The 18210-nt window shown below is 57.2% G+C and carries 20 protein-coding genes; 11 read left to right on the top strand and 9 right to left on the bottom strand.

Annotation, left to right across the window (positions count from 1 at the left end; translation table 11 throughout):
- Positions 1 to 197: 197 nt before the first annotated feature.
- Positions 198 to 839 carry a phosphoribosylglycinamide formyltransferase gene (gene purN / locus PU683_RS00250; RefSeq protein WP_277169572.1) on the bottom strand — a complete coding sequence of 214 codons (642 nt, stop codon included), beginning with the start codon at positions 837 to 839 and terminating at the stop codon, positions 198 to 200.
- Entirely contained in the window at positions 836 to 1873 is a 1038-nt protein-coding gene (purM, locus tag PU683_RS00245; protein WP_277169571.1) for a phosphoribosylformylglycinamidine cyclo-ligase, read from the bottom strand. Before purM ends, purN begins: the two co-directional genes overlap by 4 nt.
- A gap of 235 nt (positions 1874 to 2108) precedes the next feature.
- Between purM and upp the strand changes: the two genes are divergently transcribed.
- The 3 genes from upp (at position 2109) to PU683_RS00230 (ending at position 4936) form a co-directional block, all read left to right on the top strand.
- Positions 2109 to 2735: a uracil phosphoribosyltransferase gene (gene upp, locus PU683_RS00240; RefSeq protein ID WP_023481179.1), complete on the top strand. Its 627-nt coding sequence runs from the start codon at positions 2109 to 2111 to the stop codon at positions 2733 to 2735.
- Positions 2736 to 2845: 110 nt separating this feature from the next.
- Positions 2846 to 4135 carry a uracil permease gene (gene uraA / locus PU683_RS00235; protein WP_277169570.1) on the top strand — a complete coding sequence of 430 codons (1290 nt, stop codon included), beginning with the start codon at positions 2846 to 2848 and terminating at the stop codon, positions 4133 to 4135.
- A 99-nt stretch (positions 4136 to 4234) separates the two neighbouring features.
- Entirely contained in the window at positions 4235 to 4936 is a 702-nt protein-coding gene (locus PU683_RS00230; protein ID WP_034813832.1) for a DnaA inactivator Hda, read from the top strand.
- Positions 4937 to 5063: 127 nt separating this feature from the next.
- Here the strand turns inward: PU683_RS00230 and arsC are convergent, their stop codons facing one another.
- Positions 5064 to 5423, bottom strand: a complete 360-nt coding sequence (gene arsC, locus PU683_RS00225) for an arsenate reductase (glutaredoxin) (RefSeq protein ID WP_277169569.1) — start codon at positions 5421 to 5423, stop codon at positions 5064 to 5066.
- A gap of 12 nt (positions 5424 to 5435) precedes the next feature.
- Positions 5436 to 6899: a beta-barrel assembly-enhancing protease gene (gene bepA, locus PU683_RS00220; RefSeq protein ID WP_277169568.1), complete on the bottom strand. Its 1464-nt coding sequence runs from the start codon at positions 6897 to 6899 to the stop codon at positions 5436 to 5438.
- A 214-nt stretch (positions 6900 to 7113) separates the two neighbouring features.
- On the opposite strand from bepA, the gene PU683_RS00215 reads away from it, so the two are divergent.
- The gene (locus tag PU683_RS00215) at positions 7114 to 8190 is read left to right on the top strand and encodes an AI-2E family transporter (RefSeq protein ID WP_277169567.1); all 1077 of its coding nucleotides are present in this window, start codon (positions 7114 to 7116) and stop codon (positions 8188 to 8190) included.
- A gap of 64 nt (positions 8191 to 8254) precedes the next feature.
- Here PU683_RS00215 and bcp read toward each other — a convergent pair whose 3' ends face one another.
- Complete coding sequence (bcp, locus tag PU683_RS00210; RefSeq protein ID WP_023481155.1) at positions 8255 to 8725, bottom strand: thioredoxin-dependent thiol peroxidase; 471 nt, start codon at positions 8723 to 8725, stop codon at positions 8255 to 8257.
- Positions 8722 to 9297 (bottom strand): glycine cleavage system transcriptional repressor, encoded by a 576-nt coding sequence (locus PU683_RS00205; RefSeq protein WP_277169566.1) that lies wholly within the window; start codon positions 9295 to 9297, stop codon positions 8722 to 8724. The genes bcp and PU683_RS00205 overlap by 4 nt, the downstream gene beginning before the upstream one ends.
- A gap of 145 nt (positions 9298 to 9442) precedes the next feature.
- Here PU683_RS00205 and dapA point away from each other — a divergent pair, with 145 nt between their 5' ends.
- From dapA to ypfH, 6 genes are all read left to right on the top strand, one after another.
- Positions 9443 to 10321, top strand: a complete 879-nt coding sequence (gene dapA / locus PU683_RS00200; RefSeq protein ID WP_023481177.1) for a 4-hydroxy-tetrahydrodipicolinate synthase — start codon at positions 9443 to 9445, stop codon at positions 10319 to 10321.
- Between the two features lie 16 nt (positions 10322 to 10337).
- Positions 10338 to 11372, top strand: coding sequence for an outer membrane protein assembly factor BamC (gene bamC, locus PU683_RS00195; protein WP_277169565.1), 1035 nt, complete (start codon positions 10338 to 10340; stop codon positions 11370 to 11372).
- Positions 11373 to 11478: 106 nt separating this feature from the next.
- A complete protein-coding gene (purC, locus tag PU683_RS00190) occupies positions 11479 to 12192 on the top strand; it encodes a phosphoribosylaminoimidazolesuccinocarboxamide synthase (RefSeq protein ID WP_277169564.1) in 714 nt (237 codons plus the stop codon).
- Between the two features lie 135 nt (positions 12193 to 12327).
- The gene (gene ypfJ, locus PU683_RS00185) at positions 12328 to 13194 is read left to right on the top strand and encodes a KPN_02809 family neutral zinc metallopeptidase (RefSeq protein ID WP_277169563.1); all 867 of its coding nucleotides are present in this window, start codon (positions 12328 to 12330) and stop codon (positions 13192 to 13194) included.
- Between the two features lie 9 nt (positions 13195 to 13203).
- Positions 13204 to 15204, top strand: coding sequence for a tRNA(Met) cytidine acetyltransferase TmcA (locus PU683_RS00180; protein WP_487246929.1), 2001 nt, complete (start codon positions 13204 to 13206; stop codon positions 15202 to 15204).
- A gap of 77 nt (positions 15205 to 15281) precedes the next feature.
- Positions 15282 to 15980, top strand: a complete 699-nt coding sequence (gene ypfH / locus PU683_RS00175; RefSeq protein WP_277169562.1) for an esterase — start codon at positions 15282 to 15284, stop codon at positions 15978 to 15980.
- A 29-nt stretch (positions 15981 to 16009) separates the two neighbouring features.
- Here the strand turns inward: ypfH and PU683_RS00170 are convergent, their stop codons facing one another.
- Genes PU683_RS00170 through PU683_RS00160 form a run of 3 tightly spaced genes read right to left on the bottom strand, consistent with a single transcriptional unit; the run spans position 16010 to position 17714 of the window.
- A complete protein-coding gene (locus PU683_RS00170) occupies positions 16010 to 16210 on the bottom strand; it encodes a YpfN family protein (RefSeq protein ID WP_023481257.1) in 201 nt (66 codons plus the stop codon).
- Positions 16211 to 16226: 16 nt separating this feature from the next.
- Positions 16227 to 17354: a succinyl-diaminopimelate desuccinylase gene (dapE, locus tag PU683_RS00165; RefSeq protein WP_277169561.1), complete on the bottom strand. Its 1128-nt coding sequence runs from the start codon at positions 17352 to 17354 to the stop codon at positions 16227 to 16229.
- A gap of 3 nt (positions 17355 to 17357) precedes the next feature.
- Positions 17358 to 17714 carry an ArsC family reductase gene (locus tag PU683_RS00160; RefSeq protein ID WP_277169560.1) on the bottom strand — a complete coding sequence of 119 codons (357 nt, stop codon included), beginning with the start codon at positions 17712 to 17714 and terminating at the stop codon, positions 17358 to 17360.
- A 384-nt stretch (positions 17715 to 18098) separates the two neighbouring features.
- Here PU683_RS00160 and ypfM point away from each other — a divergent pair, with 384 nt between their 5' ends.
- Positions 18099 to 18158 carry a protein YpfM gene (gene ypfM / locus PU683_RS00155; protein WP_100181659.1) on the top strand — a complete coding sequence of 20 codons (60 nt, stop codon included), beginning with the start codon at positions 18099 to 18101 and terminating at the stop codon, positions 18156 to 18158.
- The last annotated feature ends 52 nt before the right edge of the window (positions 18159 to 18210 follow it).

The following is an 18210-nucleotide window of genomic DNA, read 5'->3' as shown; positions in this document are numbered from 1 at the left end:
TATAAGACAACTTATTATGGCGAGCTTTCTTAGCAGATGTCCAACTGTGGCAAAAAAGTATGACAGTAATCAGTTTTATTGCTTAACGTGATGAAAAATAGTGTGGAGTAGAGAGGGGAAGGATGTGCCGCAGGAGGTTTCGCCTCCCCGGCACAGAAAACAGCCCGCCCGCGTAAGCCGCAGCCGGGAAAAAGCGATTATTCGTCGGCTGCATACCCTTCTGGTGGTAAACGCAGACCATCAAGCCAGGCACCGCCCTCTTGCATGGTCAGGCGACCCTCGACAAACCAGCTCACCACCAGCGGATAGATCGCATGCTCCTGCGCCTGCACGCGCGCGGTAATATCCTCTTCGCTATCCCCCGCGAACACCGGAACTTTCGCCTGCAAAATCACCGGGCCGCCATCCAGCTCGTCAGTGACAAAGTGCACGCTGGTACCGTGCTCCTCATCACCGTTTTCCAGCACCTGACGGTGGGTATGCAAACCCGGGTATTTCGGTAACAGGGAAGGGTGGATGTTGAGCAGGCGACCGGCGTAGTGGGCGACAAACGCCGGGCTGAGGATGCGCATATAACCCGCCAGCACCACCACATCCGGCGCGTAGGCGTCAATCTCCTGCATCAGTTCACGATCGAACGCGTCGCGGTTGGCAAACTGATCTGCGCTCAGCGCATGTGCGGGAATATCGGCTTCCCGCGCACGCTCAAGGCCGAACGCGTCGGCCTTATTGCTGAAAACTGCCCGCAGGGTGCCGTTGATTCTTTTCTCTTTGCAGGCGTCGATAATCGCCTGCAAATTACTGCCGTTGCCGGAAATCAGCACCACAATGTTTTTCATTCAATGACCACACGCTCGCTGGAATCGGAAGCTTTGATCATACCGATTTTCCATGCCTTTTCACCTTTGGCATTCAGCAGCTCAATGGCTTTATCCACTTCCTGCGCGGGCAGGGCGATCACCATGCCGACGCCGCAGTTAAAGGTGCGGTACATCTCGTGACGGCTGACATTACCGGCGCTCTGCAGCCAGTTAAATACCGCCGGCCACTGCCAGGAGGATTCGTCGATAACCGCCTGGGTGTTATCCGGCAGTACGCGAGGAATGTTCTCCCAGAAACCGCCGCCGGTCAGGTGCGCAACGGCATGAACCTCAACCTTTTCAATCAGCTCCAGCACGGATTTGACGTAAATACGCGTCGGCTCCAGCAGATGATCGGCAAGTGATTTCCCTTCCAGCTGCGTGGTCAGCGGATCGGTGCCGCTCACTTCGAGCACTTTGCGCACCAGCGAGTAGCCGTTGGAGTGCGGGCCGCTCGAGCCAAGGGCGATCAGCACATCGCCATCAGCGACTTTGCTACCGTCGATAATCTCTGATTTTTCCACCACGCCGACGCAGAAACCGGCCACATCATAGTCGTCGCCGTGATACATGCCCGGCATCTCTGCCGTTTCGCCGCCAACCAGCGCGCAGCCGGACTGCAAACACCCTTCGGCGATACCGTTAATCACGCTGGCAGCGGTATCAACGTCCAGCTTGCCGGTGGCGTAGTAGTCGAGGAAGAAGAGGGGCTCAGCGCCCTGTACCACCAGATCGTTAACGCACATTGCCACAAGGTCGATACCGATAGTGTCGTGACGTTTCAGATCCATCGCCAGACGCAGCTTGGTGCCTACGCCGTCAGTGCCGGAAACCAGAACTGGTTCACGATATTTTTGCGGCAACGCGCACAGCGCGCCGAAGCCGCCCAGCCCGCCCATCACTTCCGGGCGACGGGTCTTCTTCACCACGCCTTTGATTCGGTCTACCAGAGCATTGCCCGCGTCGATATCAACACCGGCATCTTTATAGCTGAGAGAGGTTTTATCGGTCACTGCTTCTGTCCCCACGCGTTTTCTAGCGGTAGCAATAAAAATTCGGCGCAATTCTAACAGCCAAGGCAAACGTTTGCGAGTCCATTGTTGCAGGGCACGGTCGATTATTGTTTTATACTCTTTTCCAGCCAAATTGATCGCGATCAAGCGGCTGCCTGTAGCGAAACGGAAAAAAAGCGGTATAATCCGGCGATTTTTTTTTGTGGTTGCCACCTGTCAGCGGAAGGAGAAGAGTATGAAGGTCGTGGAAGTAAAACACCCACTCGTCAAACACAAGCTGGGCCTGATGCGAGAGAACGACATCAGCACCAAACGCTTCCGTGAACTCGCCTCAGAAGTAGGCAGCCTGCTGACGTATGAAGCTACTGCGGATCTGGAAACGGAAAAGGTCACTATCGAAGGCTGGAACGGCCCGGTAGAGATCGACCAGATCAAGGGTAAGAAAATTACCGTGGTGCCGATCCTGCGCGCCGGTTTGGGAATGATGGAAGGCGTGCTGGAGCACGTGCCAAGCGCGCGCATCAGCGTCGTTGGTATCTACCGCAACGAAGAGACGCTGGAGCCGGTGCCTTACTTCCAGAAGCTGGTATCGAATATCGACGAGCGTATGGCGCTGGTGGTTGACCCGATGCTGGCGACCGGCGGTTCAATGATCGCGACTATCGATCTGCTGAAAAACGCCGGCTGCACCACTATTAAGGTGCTGGTGCTGGTAGCCGCGCCGGAAGGTGTCGCCGCGCTGGAGAAGGCGCATCCGGATGTCGAACTCTACACCGCGTCTATCGACCAGGGGCTCAACGAGCAGGGATACATCATCCCGGGGCTCGGCGATGCCGGCGATAAGATTTTTGGTACGAAGTAACTGACAACACAATGAAAGCCGACTTTGATAGTCGGCTTTTTTTTGGGAAACAAAACACTGCCCGCCGGACCGGACGGGGAGATTAACAACAACACTCAGAGGAAAACACTATGACGCGCCGTGCTATCGGGGTGAGTGAAAGACCGCCGCTTTTACAGACGATCCCGCTTAGTTTGCAGCACTTGTTCGCCATGTTTGGCGCAACCGTGCTGGTGCCAATCCTGTTTCATATCAACCCGGCTACCGTACTGCTGTTCAACGGTGTCGGAACGCTGCTCTATATCTTTATCTGTAAAGGGAAAATCCCTGCCTACCTTGGCTCCAGTTTCGCTTTCATCTCGCCGGTGCTGCTGCTGTTGCCGCTGGGCTATGAAGTGGCGCTGGGCGGGTTCATTATGTGCGGCGTGCTCTTCTGCCTGGTGGCGCTGATAGTGAAAAAAGCGGGCACCGGCTGGCTGGATGTGATGTTCCCGCCTGCGGCAATGGGGGCCATTGTGGCGGTGATTGGTCTCGAGTTAGCGGGCGTGGCGGCCAACATGGCTGGCTTGTTGCCGCCGGATGGGCAGAGCGCCGACAGCAAAACCATCACCATTTCGCTGGTGACGCTGGCGGTCACGGTCTTTGGTTCGGTGCTGTTCCGCGGCTTTCTGGCGATTATCCCGATTTTGATCGGGGTGCTGGCGGGCTATGCGCTCTCTTTCGCGATGGGCGTTGTCGATACCACTCCTATTGCCCAGGCGCACTGGTTCGCGCTGCCAACCTTTTACACCCCGCGCTTTGAGTGGTTCGCTATTTTCACCATTCTGCCAGCGGCGCTGGTGGTGATTGCCGAGCACGTCGGCCATCTGGTGGTGACGGCCAATATCGTTAAACGCGATCTGATCCGCGACCCGGGTCTGCACCGCTCAATGTTCGCCAACGGCCTGTCGACGATGATCTCCGGTTTCTTCGGTTCGACGCCAAACACCACTTACGGTGAGAATATTGGCGTAATGGCGATCACCCGTGTCTACAGTACCTGGGTGATTGGCGGCGCGGCGATTTTCGCCATTCTGCTCTCCTGTGTCGGCAAGCTGGCTGCGGCGATCCAGATCATTCCGGTGCCGGTAATGGGCGGTGTGTCGCTGCTGCTCTACGGGGTGATTGGGGCTTCGGGGATCCGCGTGCTGATCGAGTCGAAAGTGGACTACAGCAAAGCGCAAAACCTGATCCTCACCTCGGTGATCCTGATTATCGGCGTCAGCGGCGCGAAGGTGCATATCGGCGCGGCAGAGCTGAAAGGTATGGCGCTGGCGACCATTGTTGGTGTTGGCCTGAGCCTGATCTTTAAGCTGATTAGCGTGCTGCGCCCGGAAGAGGTGGTGCTGGATGCCTCAGAAAATGAGCAGGCGAAACCGTAAGTCGCGCACAGAATTGAGCCGGGTCTTGCGCCCGGTTCAAACAGCGTCCATTTTTATGATAGACTCACTGCGTTTTTTGTAAGCCCTGTTGAGGTACCTCTGAACACGCCGGCACAGCTCTCCCTGCCACTATTTTTACCCGATGATGAAACCTTTGCGAGTTTCTGGCCGGGTGATAACCCCTCCTTACTGGCGGCGTTACAAAACGTTTTGCGCGAGGCGCACAGCGGTTACATCTATTTCTGGTCGCGCGAAGGGGCGGGGCGCAGCCATCTGCTGCATGCCGCCTGCGCTGAACTCTCGCAGCGCGGCGATGCCGTCGGTTATGTGCCGCTCGATAAACGCACCTGGTTTGTACCGGAAGTGCTGGAAGGGATGGAGCACCTCTCGCTGGTATGCATTGATAATATTGAATGTATCGCCGGTGATGAGCCGTGGGAGATGGCGATCTTCAACCTCTACAACCGCATTCTGGAGCAGGGCAAAACCCGCCTGCTGATCACCGGTGACCGGCCGCCGCGCCAGCTCAATCTCGGCTTGCCGGATCTGGCCTCGCGTCTCGACTGGGGGCAGATCTACAAGCTGCAGCCGCTCTCCGATGAAGACAAATTGCAGGCGCTGCAGCTGCGCGCGCGCATTCGCGGCTTTGAGCTGCCGGAAGATGTTGGCCGTTTTCTGCTGAAAAGATTAGATCGCGAGATGCGTACGCTGTTCGACACGCTCGATCAGCTGGACCGCGCCTCGATAACCGCCCAGCGCAAGCTCACCATCCCGTTTGTGAAGGATATTCTGCAGCTGTAGGCAGTTAAATGCCCGCGGCTCGCTGCGTAGGCCGGATAAGCGTGAGCGCCATCCGGCAATGCATTGTGGCTGCTTCAGCCGGATGGCGGCGTGCAGCCTTATCCGGCCTCCAGGATGTCATCCGCTCTTACCGCAAGATCTCCAGTACGCTTTCCGGCGGGCGGCCAATACGCGCTTGACCGTTGGCGACCACGATTGGCCGCTCGATCAATTTCGGGTTCTCTACCATCGCCTGCACCAGCGCTGCTTCGGATAAGGCGCTGTCGCCGAGGTTGAGCGATTTGTAGAGATCCTCTTTGGTGCGCATTAATTCCCGCGCGCTCGACATCCCAAGCCACTGCAACAGCTGTTTGATTGTTGCCGCATCCGGCGGCGTCTCCAGATAGAGCACCACTTCCGGTTCAACACCGTCGGCCTGCAGCAGGCTCAGGGTTTCACGGCTCTTGGAGCAGCGGGGGTTATGGTAGATTGTTACCGCGTCTGACATTTTCTCTCCTGATTACATCTTTTCGTACGGGCGGAAACGCTGCTGCATCTGGCGCAGCTGGTCGATGCGCGCATCATAGCGTGCCTGTTGCAGGCTGCCGAGCTTCACCTGTGCGCTGGCACTGCTCAGCAGTGTGATCGCCTGGTCGAGCCTGCCGATCAGCGCCTGGCCTTCGGCGCGTGCCGCCAGCTCCTGATCGCGGTTGCCGAGTGCCGCTTCCGTTTGCGCCAGCAGATCCCAGCCGTTGATATCCTCTTTGTTGGTGAAGGTGTAGCGATTGAGGATCTGCGCGGCCTGAGCCGCCTGGCCGCCCTGTAAGTAAGCATTCGCCAGGTTAAGTTGCAGCACCGGGTTGTTCTTAAGCCCGCTGGCACTATTCAGGCGTTTAATCGCCTCGCCGCTTTTATTAAGGCCAAGATCGATATCTGTCGCCAGATCGAGATACCAGGCATTGTTCGCATCCGCGCTCAGCAGCGGCTGCAACAGTTTCTGCGCCCCGGCAAAATCTTTCGCCTCCATCGCTTTCAGCGCCCGGCCATACTGCGCGGCGCGCTGCTCGCGCACGTTGCCTTTCGCCCAGCTGTCGAGCAGATCGTCGGTCAACTGGTTACGGCCTGAGTTATACATGCCCAGGGTGCGGGCTTTTGCCATATAGAACGATTCAGAGGATTGCACGACCACCGGGCGCATCTGGTTGGCGCGGTTACGCGCGTCCGACAGGCGACTCTCCGGTAGAGGGTGCGTGAGCAAAATTTCCGGCGGCCGGCTGGAGTAGCGTGACTGATCGAGCAGTTTTTCGAGGAAGGTCGGCATCGCCTGCGGGTCAAAGCCGGCGCGTTGCAGCACCTGAATGCCGATGCGATCCGCCTCCTGCTCATTCTGCTGCGTAAAGCTGATCATCCCCTGCCGCGTGCCGGCCAGCGTGCCGGTCAGCGCCGCCATCCCCGCCTGCGGATTGGCCATCGCCAGCAGAATCGACCCCAGCGCACCTGCCCAGGTAAGCGGCGCGCTGCTTTTCTGATCTTCCATCGCACGCGCAAGGTGGCGCTGGGTTACGTGCGAAATTTCATGCGCCATCACCGAAGCAAGCTGGCTCTCATTATCTGTGTAACGGAAGAGGGCAGAGTGCAGCACCACGTTGCCGCCAAAGAAGGCGAAGGCGTTAATTTCGTCGTTATTGACCAGATAGAAGTGGAAAGGGGTTTTCACAGAGTAGGCATGCGCGACCAGCCGCATACCGAGGGAATTGATGTACTGCACCAGTAGGGGATCGTTAATCAACGGCGCGCTGCCACGCAGCTGGCGCACATAGAAGTCGCCCATCTGCATCTCCTGGCCGATGGAGAGCGTGCTGCCAGCCGAGGTCCCCATATCCGGCAGGGTGTCTGCCGAATCCGCAAAAACCTGCGCAGCCTGGCCTGCGGTAAGCGCGGCGATAAGAGTTGCGACCAGCGTTCGTTTCAACTGCCTGAACATAACCTCTTTCCTGTGTTGGAGGTGACACAACGATAACCGGGTTCCATTCGGCTAACCCGCCCTGCGAGTGTAGCCGCGTTAATGGCCGTTGAAAATCTTATTCACGACAATGATATGTTTCCTGCAAAGGGAACGAAAAGCGAAGTCTTTTTTATGACATTTCGATAAACTTCCCGTTCTGAACGTCCGCCAGTGAGGCGAAATAAGGAACGTTATGCTCGAAATGTTGACGCAGTGGTATCGCCGTCGCTTCAGCGATCCCGAAGCGATTGCCCTGCTGGTTATCCTGCTTGCCGGTTTTACCATTCTTTTCTTCTTTAGCGGCCTGCTCGCGCCGCTGCTTGTGGCGCTGGTGCTTGCCTACCTGCTGGAGTGGCCAACGGCCCGCCTGCAACGTATCGGCTGCTCGCGCAGCTGGGCGGCAAGCATCGTGCTGGTGCTGTTCATCAGCATTCTGCTGGTGATGGCCTTTGTGGTGATGCCGATTGCCTGGCAGCAGGGGATCAACCTGATCCGCGATATGCCCGGCATGCTAAACAAGCTCTCCGGTTTTGCCGCTACCCTGCCGCGCCGTTACCCCGCGCTGATGGATGCGGGCATCATCGATGCGATGGCCGAGAATATGCGCGCGCGCATGCTGTCGATGGGCGACTCGGTAGTGAAATACTCCCTCGCCTCGCTGGTCGGGCTGCTTACTCTTGCGGTCTATCTGGTGCTGGTGCCGCTGATGGTTTTCTTCCTGGTGAAAGATAAAGAGCAGATGCTCAACGCCGTGCGCCGCGTACTGCCGCGCAATCGCGGGCTTGCAGGCCAGGTGTGGAAAGAGATGAATCAGCAGATCACCAACTATATTCGCGGCAAAGTGCTGGAGATGGTAGTGGTGGGCGTAGCCACCTGGATTGGCTTCATTCTCTTTGGCTTAAACTACTCACTGCTGCTGGCGGTGCTGGTGGGCTTCTCGGTGCTGATTCCCTATATTGGCGCGTTTGTGGTGACCATTCCGGTGGTCGGCGTGGCGCTGTTTCAGTTCGGGCTGGGGACCGAGTTCTGGAGCTGCTTTGCGGTCTACCTGATTATCCAGGGGCTGGATGGCAACCTGCTGGTGCCGGTGCTCTTCTCGGAAGCGGTAAACCTGCATCCGCTGGTGATTATCCTGTCGGTGGTGATTTTCGGCGGCCTGTGGGGCTTCTGGGGCGTCTTCTTCGCCATTCCGCTGGCGACCCTGATCAAAGCGGTGATCCACGCCTGGCCAGATTCGCTGGACAGCGAAGATAAGATGATAAGCGGCTAACTGAGAGTAAAAGCTGGAGAGGAGGGCGACCCAGACGGGTTGCCCGCAGCAGAAGAGGGGACGTTTAGGCGTTCTCTTTTAACCAGTTCACGACGATATCGTGGTGATTGCTGGTTTTGAAATCATCAAACACATGTTCGATGGTGCCGGCGGCATCAATCAGAAAACTGATGCGGTGAATGCCGTCGTAGGTTTTACCCATAAAGGTCTTCTCACCCCAGACGCCAAACTGCTGGCACACTTCATGGCTTTCATCGGACAGCAGGGTAAAGTTGAGCAGCTCTTTCTCTGCGAAGCGGGAGAGTTTTTCCGGTTTATCTGTGCTGATACCGAGAACTTCCACGCCTGCTTTTTTCAGCTCATCCATATTATCGCGCAGGCCGCAGGCCTGGACGGTACAACCCGGTGTCATGGCTTTCGGGTAGAAATAGACCAGAACACGCTGTCCCTGGAAGTCGGCTAAATTTACTTGTTCACCGTCCTGATCGGGCAAGCTAAATTTCGGTGCGATATCACCGGCTTTCAGTGGATTCATTGCTTCACTCCATCCTGTTCATCATGCTGAGAATAGTTGACGACGTTTATACTGCCTTGCGCATTCAATTCTGTACAGAGCGCCCGAAACGCCTGCTCAATATTTGATGCATCCCGCGAGGCCGGGCTGTGGGCGGTAATCTGAATAAAGAGTTGCGGAACACCATCGGCGCTGGCGGGCTGGGTACGGGACACCAGCTCGGCAATATTCATCTCGTGAGCGTCGAATAACGCCGTAAAGCGTTCAATTAAATGGGGAGAATCCGGTACGTCAACCTGCACCCAAACGGTGGCTGGCATATCAGGACGCGGGCGAGCCTCGGTGCGCTTCATCACAATCAACAGATCCAGTTCGGCGCCTTTCAGCGGCAGGGTCGATTCGATAAGGGTGATGGCGTTCCACGACCCGGAGAGCAGCATGATAAAGGTGAACTCTTCTCCCAGCATTGCCAGCCGGCTGTCTTCAATATTACAGCCGTAGCTGCTGACATGGCGTGTGATTGTATTCACAATGCCAGGCCGGTCGGCCCCCAGCGCAGTGATAACCAAAAAGTGTTGTGATGAGGTTGTCAAACCTGAGCTTCCTGTCAAACATGAGGTAATCATAAGGAAAGCATAAAAAAAACCGGCATACAACCGCCACAGACCGTCAGGTCTCTTGCTTTTCTTACGGCACCGCACGTACCATTGAGGCTCTTGTTTGCACAGAGGATGGCCCATGTTCACGGGAAGTATTGTTGCGCTTATTACGCCGATGGATTCGCAAGGTAAAGTCTGCCGGTCAAGCCTGAAGAAACTGATTGATTATCATGTCGCCAGTGGAACCTCGGCGATCGTTTCGGTAGGGACTACCGGCGAATCCGCAACCCTGAGCCACGACGAGCATGCTGATGTGGTTGAGCTGACGGTTGAGCTGGCTGACGGGCGCATTCCTGTTATTGCCGGCACGGGCGCAAATGCCACCGCCGAAGCCATCAGCCTGACGCAGCGTTTCAATAACAGCGGCATCGTTGGCTGCCTCACCGTTACCCCCTATTACAACCGTCCGACGCAGGAAGGCCTGTTCCAGCACTTCAAAGCCATCGCCGAACATACTGACCTGCCGCAGATTCTGTATAATGTGCCGTCGCGCACCGGCTGCGATATGCTGCCGGAAACCGTGGGTCGTCTGGCGGAAGTCAAAAATATTATTGGTATCAAAGAAGCGACCGGGAACTTAAGTCGCGTTCACCAGATCAAAGAGCTGGTTTCAGACGACTTTATTCTGCTGAGCGGCGATGATGCCACTGCGATGGACTTCATGCAGCTCGGCGGTCACGGTGTGATTTCCGTCACCACTAACGTGGCGGCGCGCGAAATGGCCGAGATGTGCAAACTCGCCGCTGAAGGGCAGTTTGCCGATGCCCGCGCGATTAACCAGCGTCTGATGCCGTTACACAATAAACTATTTGTCGAACCCAATCCGATCCCGGTCAAATGGGCATGTAAGGAGTTGGGACTTGTGGCAACCGATACGCTGCGTTTGCCGATGACACCGATTACCGACCACGGTCGTGAGGTGGTTCGTGCGGCGCTTAAGCATGCCGGTCTGCTGTAAAGTTTAGGGAGATTTGATGGCTTACTCAGTACAAAAGTCGCGCCTGGCGAAGGTAGCGAGTGTTTCACTTGTGATGTTGCTCGCCGCCTGCAATTCCGATTCACGTTACAAGCGTCAGGTCAGCGGCGACGAATCCTATCTGGATGCTACGCCGCTTGCTGAGCTTCATGCGCCCGCCGGGATGATCCTGCCGGTGCAGACTGGGGACTACAATGTTCCTTCCGCCAACGGCAGCGGTGCTGTCGGTAAAGCGCTGGACATTCGCCCGCCGGCACAGCCGCTGGCGCTGGTGACCGGTGCGCGTACCCAGTTCAACGGTGATACCGCCACCCTGATGGTCGAAAATGGTCGCGGCAACACGCTGTGGCCGCAGGTTGTGAGTCTGCTTCAGGCGAAAAACTTCACTATCGCAAAACGCGACGATGCTGCGCAGACCCTGACCACCGATTGGGTTGAGTGGAACCGCCAGGATGAAGATCAGCAGTATCGCGGTCGCTATCAAATCGCGGTGAAACCGCAGGGTTATCAGCAGGCAGTTGTCGTCAAGCTGGTGAACCTGGAGCAGGCGGGTAAACCGGTGGGGGATACCGCATCGCTGCAGCGTTACAGCACCGAAATGCTGAACGTTATCTCCGCAGGCCTTGATAAAACCGCCACCGATGCGCAGAACGCTGCTGAGAAGCGCAGCGTGACCACGCTCGACGTGCAGAGCGGCGCGGATGATACCGGTCTGCCGATGCTGGTGGTGCGCGGTCCGTTCAACATCGTCTGGCAGCGTCTGCCGAACGTGCTGGAAAAAGTGGGCATGAAAGTGACCGACAGCACGCGTTCGACCGGCAGCATGGCCGTGACCTACAAACCGCTCTCTGACAGTGGCTGGCAAGCCCTGGGCGCACGCGATCCGGGTCTCAGCTCCGGTGACTATAAACTGCAGGTCGGCGATCTTGATAACCGCAGCAGCCTCCAGTTTATCGATCCGAAGGGCCACACCCTGACGCAATCTCAGAACGACGCGTTAGTCGCCGCCTTCCAGGCCGCGTTTAACCAGTAAATCCAGGGCCGGAATGCTTCCGGCCTTTTTTTATCAGCGTGACGCAAACGTGTGCGTCGGCGTAAGATAGTGCAATTAGCCTTGTAATCACACCTGGAGTAATAAAATGCAAAAGCAAGCTGAGTTGTATCGCGGCAAAGCGAAAACCGTCTACAGTACCGAAAACCCGGACCTGTTGGTGCTCGAATTCCGTAACGATACGTCAGCAGGGGATGGCGCGCGCATTGAACAGTTTGATCGTAAAGGCATGGTGAATAACAAGTTCAACCACTTCATTATGACCAAACTTGCCGATGCCGGCATCCCGACCCAGATGGAAGCGCTGCTCTCGGATACTGAATGTCTGGTGAAAAAGCTGGATATGGTGCCGGTCGAGTGCGTGATCCGCAACCGCGCCGCAGGCTCGCTGGTGAAACGTCTGGGCATTGAAGAAGGCATTGAGCTTAATCCGCCGCTGTTTGATCTGTTCCTGAAAAACGACGCCATGCACGATCCGATGGTCAACGAATCCTACTGCGAAACTTTCGGATGGGTAAATAAAGAGAACCTGGCCCGCATGAAGGCGCTCTCCTACAAAGCCAACGACGTGCTGAAAAAGCTGTTTGATGACGCAGGCCTGATCCTTGTCGACTTCAAACTGGAGTTTGGCCTGTTCAAAGGGGAAGTGGTGCTGGGCGATGAGTTTTCCCCGGACGGTAGCCGCCTGTGGGACAAAGAGACGCTGGACAAAATGGACAAAGATCGCTTCCGCCAGAGCCTCGGTGGGCTGATCGAAGCCTATGAAGCCGTCGCGCACCGTCTGGGCGTGAAACTGGACTGATTGCTTACATTTTCGTCTCCGCCAGAGGGTGCCTGCATCCTCTGGTTTTTTTACGTCTTTTTCCCAGTGGTAATCCTTCCCTAACCGCCTACGATCATATATACACAGAGTCCATTATTGGCATAGGGAGGCAGTATGCGCTGGCAAGGGCGACGAGAGAGTGACAATGTAGAAGACCGACGGAGCCAGTCGGGCGGCCCCTCAATGGGCGGCGCGGGTTTCCGTCTGCCGCGGGGCAAAGGCGGGTTAGTGCTGCTGGTGATCGTGGTGGTGGCAAGCTACTACGGCGTGGATTTAACCGGCATGTTGACCGGGCAGCCCGTCAGCGCGCCATCGTCACAGCAGGCGGCGGTTAACCCGAAAGAGGATGAGGCCGCGCGCTTCTCCAGCGTGATTTTCGCCTCCACCGAAGATACCTGGGGGCAGCTTTTCCAGAAAATGGGGCGTCAATATCAGCAACCCAAACTGGTGCTCTACCGTAACCATTTCAATACCGGCTGCGGCATGGGCCAGTCAATCATGGGGCCGTTCTACTGCCCGGCAGACAGCAAGGTCTATATCGATCTCTCCTTTTACGATGAGATGAAAAATAAACTTGGCGCTGGCGGCGATTTCGCTCAGGGCTACGTGATCGCCCATGAAGTGGGTCACCACGTGCAAAAACTGCTTGGCACCGAAGCGAAAGTGCGCCAGCTGCAGCAGAATGCCAGCGAGAAAGAGGCAAATGCACTCTCGGTGCGCATGGAGTTACAGGCAGATTGTTATGCCGGCGTTTGGGGCCACAGCATGCAGCAGCAGGGCGTGCTGGAAGAGGGCGATCTCGAAGAGGCGCTGAACGCGGCGCAGGCGATTGGCGATGACCGTTTACAGCAGCGCAGCCAGGGGCGCGTGATCCCGGACAGCTTTACGCACGGCACCTCGGCGCAGCGCTACAGCTGGTTCAAACGCGGCATGGATAGCGGCGATCCGGCGCAGTGCGACACCTTTAGCGGGCGTCTGTAGGCCGTCACTGTGCAGTCACTGGTTACACTGAGCGCACAGATGGCGCGGGAAGGGATCCGTCGCCTGCTGGTGCTCTCCGGCAGCGCGGCGTGGTGTGCCGATAAGGCAGGGAAGCTGTGCGCCTCGCTCCCCGGTGACTGGCTGTGGGTGAGCGACGAGCCGCAGCACTGCTCGCCGCGCGCGCTCACCACGCTGCTCGGGCGCGAGTTCAGCCATGCGGTGTTTGATGCGCGTGACGGCTTCGATGTGGCCGCCTTTGCCGCCCTCAGCGGCACGTTAAAAGCGGGAAGCTGGCTACTGCTGCTGGTTCCGCCGCTCGATCGCTGGGCGCAGCAGCCGGACGCAGACAGCCGCCGCTGGAGCGACACCGCCGATCCCATCCCCACCCCGGTTTTTGTTGACCACTTTAGCCGCACCCTTTTTCACGACGGCCAGACGTTGCTCTGGTGTGAAGACGGTGCGCAACCTACTCCTGATTTCCCACCCCGCAATGACTGGCATCCCGCCAGCGGTGTGCCGCAGCGCGAGCAGGCGGCAATCCTCACCGAACTGGCTGCTATGCCGCCTGGCGTGATGGTGGTGACGGCGCCGCGTGGACGCGGTAAATCCGCTCTCGCCGGGATGCATATCGCAACGCTTGCCGCGCCTGCGGTGGTGACGGCACCGACGCGCGCTGCCACCGATGTGCTTTCATACTACGCAGGCGAAAAGTTCGATTTCATCGCCCCCGATGCGCTGGCCGGGCGGATCAATCAGCAGGGAAGCCAGCCCGACTGGCTGATTGTCGATGAAGCCGCGGCGATCCCCGGCCCGCTGCTGCATACCCTGACCGCTGCGTTTAGCCATGTGCTGTTAATCACCACCGTGCAGGGCTATGAAGGCACCGGGCAGGGCTTTTTACTGAAGTTCTGCGCCGGTTTCCCGCACTTACGCCACCGCGCCCTCTCCACGCCCCTGCGCTGGGCGGCGGGTTGTCCGCTTGAGCGTGTGGTGGCCGACCTGCTGCTGCTTGATGATGCTATTGCCACGGATAACCCCACCGGCGCGCTCACGCTCGCGCCGCTGCCCGCTAATGCCTGGCAGAATCATCCCGCGCAACCTGCGGCACTCTATCGCTTGCTGGCGAGCGCCCACTACCGTACCTCGCCACTTGATCTGCGGCGCATGATGGATGCGCCAGGCCAGCACTTCTGGCTGGCGAAAAAAGCGCAGAACATAGTTGGCGCGCTCTGGCTGGTAGAGGAGGGCGGGCTGTCGCCCGAGCTGAGCCAGGCGGTATGGGCCGGTTTTCGCCGCCCGCGCGGCAATCTGGTGGCGCAATCACTCGCTGCGCACGGCGGCAGCCCGCTGGCCGCTACGCTACGTGGACGGCGTATCAGCCGCATTGCCGTGCATCCTCACTGCCAGCGCGAAGGCATTGGCCGCGCGCTGGTGGCGCAGGCGCGTGACAGCGACTGCGACTATCTGTCGGTCAGCTTTGGTTTTACGCAGGCACTGTGGCATTTCTGGCAGCGCTGCGGATTTATGCTTGTGCGCCTTGGCAGCCAGAAAGAGGCGAGCAGCGGCTGCTTTACCGCGATGGCGCTGTTGCCGTTAAGCGAGGCCGGGCATGCGCTGGCGAACCATGAACAGCAGCGTCTGGCACGGGATCTCCCGTGGCTTTCACACTGGCAGGGGGAAAAGTTAGCCCTGCCACCGGCCCAGGGGTCTACCCTTAATGATGAGGACTGGCTGGAGCTGGCCGGGTTTGCTTTTGCCCATCGCCCGCTCTCAGCCGCCACTGGCGCACTTTCGCGCCTGCTTGCGCAGAGCGATTTAGCGCTCCCGGCGCTGCGTGGCCAGCTTGAGCACGATGAGCACGAGGCACAGCTCTGCGCGCGTTTAGGGCTGACGGGGCGTAAAGCGCTACTGGCGCAGCAGCGCAGCGAAGCTGGTCTGGCGCTGCGGGCAGATGATGAAGTGCGTACAGACACCCTGAAAAAGCAGGTGCAGGCCAGACAGTTTTTTTAACGATCTCCATCAGTTAAATGGCATGGTCATTCTTTTCGCCCGGCGTAGACTGCACCTGACACGTTAAGGAGATCCTGATGAAAGATGCCCATTTTGTTGTGCAACGCCCGACAAGCCCTGCGAAACAACTGCTGCTGCTGTTCCACGGCGTCGGCGATAACCCGGTTTCGATGGGCGAGATTGGCCGCTGGTTTGCGCCAGCCTTTCCCGACGCGCTGATCGTCAGTATCGGCGGCGTTGAAGCGAGCGGTGCAGCACCGGGTCGCCAGTGGTTCTCCGTCGGCAATATCAGTGAAGAGAACCGCCAGCAGCGCGTCGATGCGGTGATGCCACAGTTTATTGAGGTGGTGCGCTACTGGCAGCAGCAGAGCGGCATCAGCCCGCTTGCCACGGCGCTGATTGGCTTCTCGCAGGGGGCGATTATGGCGCTGGAGGGGCTCAAAGCGCAGCCGGATCTTGCCTCGCGCGTGATTGCCTTTAATGGTCGTTACGCCAGCCTGCCGCAGCGGGTTGCCACCACCAATACCATCCATCTGATCCACGGCGGCGATGATCCAGTGATCGATCTGGCCTGGGCTGTGAAGGCGCAAGAGGCGGTTGCGGCGTTAGGCGGCGATATCACGCTCGATATCGTTGAGGATCTGGGGCACGCGATTGACGATCGCAGTATGGCGCTGGCGCTACATCATTTGCAGTACACCGTGCCGAAGCACTATTTTGATGAGGCATTAAGCGGCGGCAAACCGAACGATGATGACATCATTGAACTGCTATAAAACATTCACCCCCGGACGGGGGTGAAAGATTACTTCTTCGGCTGGTCTTTATTCGGCCAGTCATCCTCGTCATCCCACTTATCGTTGAAATCACGATGCGGCGGCAGATCCGGCTTGTTGGCGAGAAACTTTTTATGATCGACGCGGCTAAGATCTTTGATCACATTGATCAACACGCCGACTAAAAAAACCAGCACCAGAATCCACCAATATTTTGACAGCCAATCCATGCGAACCTCCAGCCAATCAGGCGATGAGTTGTTCCATAATGCGCTGGTACATCCGCGCCAGCAGCTGCAGATCTGCGGCGTTTACGCATTCGTTAATTTTGTGAATCGTTGCGTTCACCGGCCCAAGCTCGACAACCTGCGCGCCCATCCGCGCAATAAAACGGCCATCCGAGGTGCCGCCGGTGGTCAACAACTGCGGTTTAATCTCATTATAGTGCTCAATGGCGTTAACCACCGCATCCACCAGCTTGCCGCGTCCCGTCAGGAACGGCTGGCCTGAGACCCACCACTCCACGGAGTAGCGCAGCTGATGTTTCTCCAGCAGCGCCTGCACCTTCGCTTTAATCATCTCGTCCGTCAGTTCGGTACTGAAGCGGAAGTTGAACTGTACAAACAGCTCACCAGGGATGACGTTATTGCTGCCGGTACCGGCCTGAATATTGGCGATCTGCATGCTGGTCGGCGGGAAGTAATCATTGCCGCGATCCCACTCGATGCCCACCAGTTCGGTTAACATCGGTGCCGCGCGGTGAACCGGATTATCCGCCAGATGCGGATAGGCCACGTGCCCCTGCACGCCATGAATGGTCAGGTTGCAGGTCATTGAGCCGCGACGGCCATTTTTCACCACGTCGCCCACCACTTCGGTGCTTGACGGTTCGCCTACCAGGCAGTAATCGAGACGTTCGTTGCGCGCCATCAGCGCTTCAACCACTTTCACCGTGCCGTTGGTGGCGCTGGCCTCTTCATCAGAGGTAATAAGAAACGCAAGGCGGCCTTTGTGCTGCGGGTGCTGCGCCACGAAGCGCTCGGCGGCAACCACCATTGCCGCCAGCGAGCCTTTCATATCTGCCGCACCGCGACCAAACAGCAGGCCGTCGCGAATGGTAGGTTCGAAAGGGGGGTTGATCCAGCGGTCGACATCGCCCGCCGGGACGACATCCGTATGGCCGGCAAACGCCAGCGTCTCTCCCTGGCCGCGCCATGCCCAGAAGTTCTGCGTGTCGCCAAAATCCATCGGCTCAACGGTGAAACCGATAGCGCGCAGACGTTCAATCATCAGCGCCTGGCATCCCGCATCATCGGGGCTCAGAGAAGGGCGACGAATAAGCTGCTGCGTCAGCTCAATAACCGGGCATGACATAAACTACACCTCGTGAATAAACTTCTCATAACTGGATTCATTGAAACCCAGCAGCATAGGCTTACCGGGCGCGCAGAGCAATGGCCGTTTGATAATTGCAGGCATTTCAACCATTAAGGCAATCGCTGTTTCCGCGTTAACGACCGCCGCGCGCTGCGCTTCATCCAGCTTGCGCCAGGTGGTTCCGCGCGTATTCAGCAGGGCTTCCCAGCCAAGCTCCGCCACAGCGGGGCGCAGCAGATCTGCATCTATCCCGTCGACGCGGTAATCATGAAAGCGGTATTCAACCTGCTGTGCTTCCAGCCAGCGTCGGGCTTTCTTGATGGTGTCGCAATTTTTGATGCCGTACAGGGTGATCATGTTGAATCCTTTTGTCTCATTTTTACCTTATTCGAACAGGAAATTAGAATAACGGAATCAAATTCAAATATCATTCGCGTGGTAATAATAATTCACTCAATGGTGAGTTGAGTAATTTTAGTTAATTAACTTTTGGTCAGCGGTAGTTCATCCTGTAATAACAAAACTAAAGATTTATCTGACAATGTGATCGCCATTTCATTTAGCCCTTAAGTTTTTAGAAAATATTGCCGTTAATCACAGTATGAGGCCGCAGAGCGGCGCATAGTAAACCCAAGCCAAAGAGAAATGGCCGGTAAAGAGCGATTAATTCGATTGGTTTAAATAGCTTCACATCGCATCCGGGCATTGAGTAGAATGGCCGCAATAATAAGAGAGGTAGTTATGATTGAACATGAACTGGGGAACTGGAAAGATTTTATCGAAGGTATGCTTCGTAAATAATTTTCAGACGAATGATTGAGCAGTGACGGCTTAATAATAATATCCACGTAAA

It is taken from the genome of Candidatus Kosakonia sp. 282A-S69 (assembly GCF_029433855.1).
Lineage (GTDB): Bacteria > Pseudomonadota > Gammaproteobacteria > Enterobacterales > Enterobacteriaceae > Kosakonia > Kosakonia cowanii_A.
Note: the sequence above shows the minus strand (reverse complement) of the source record. Positions and strands in the feature narration are given on the sequence as shown.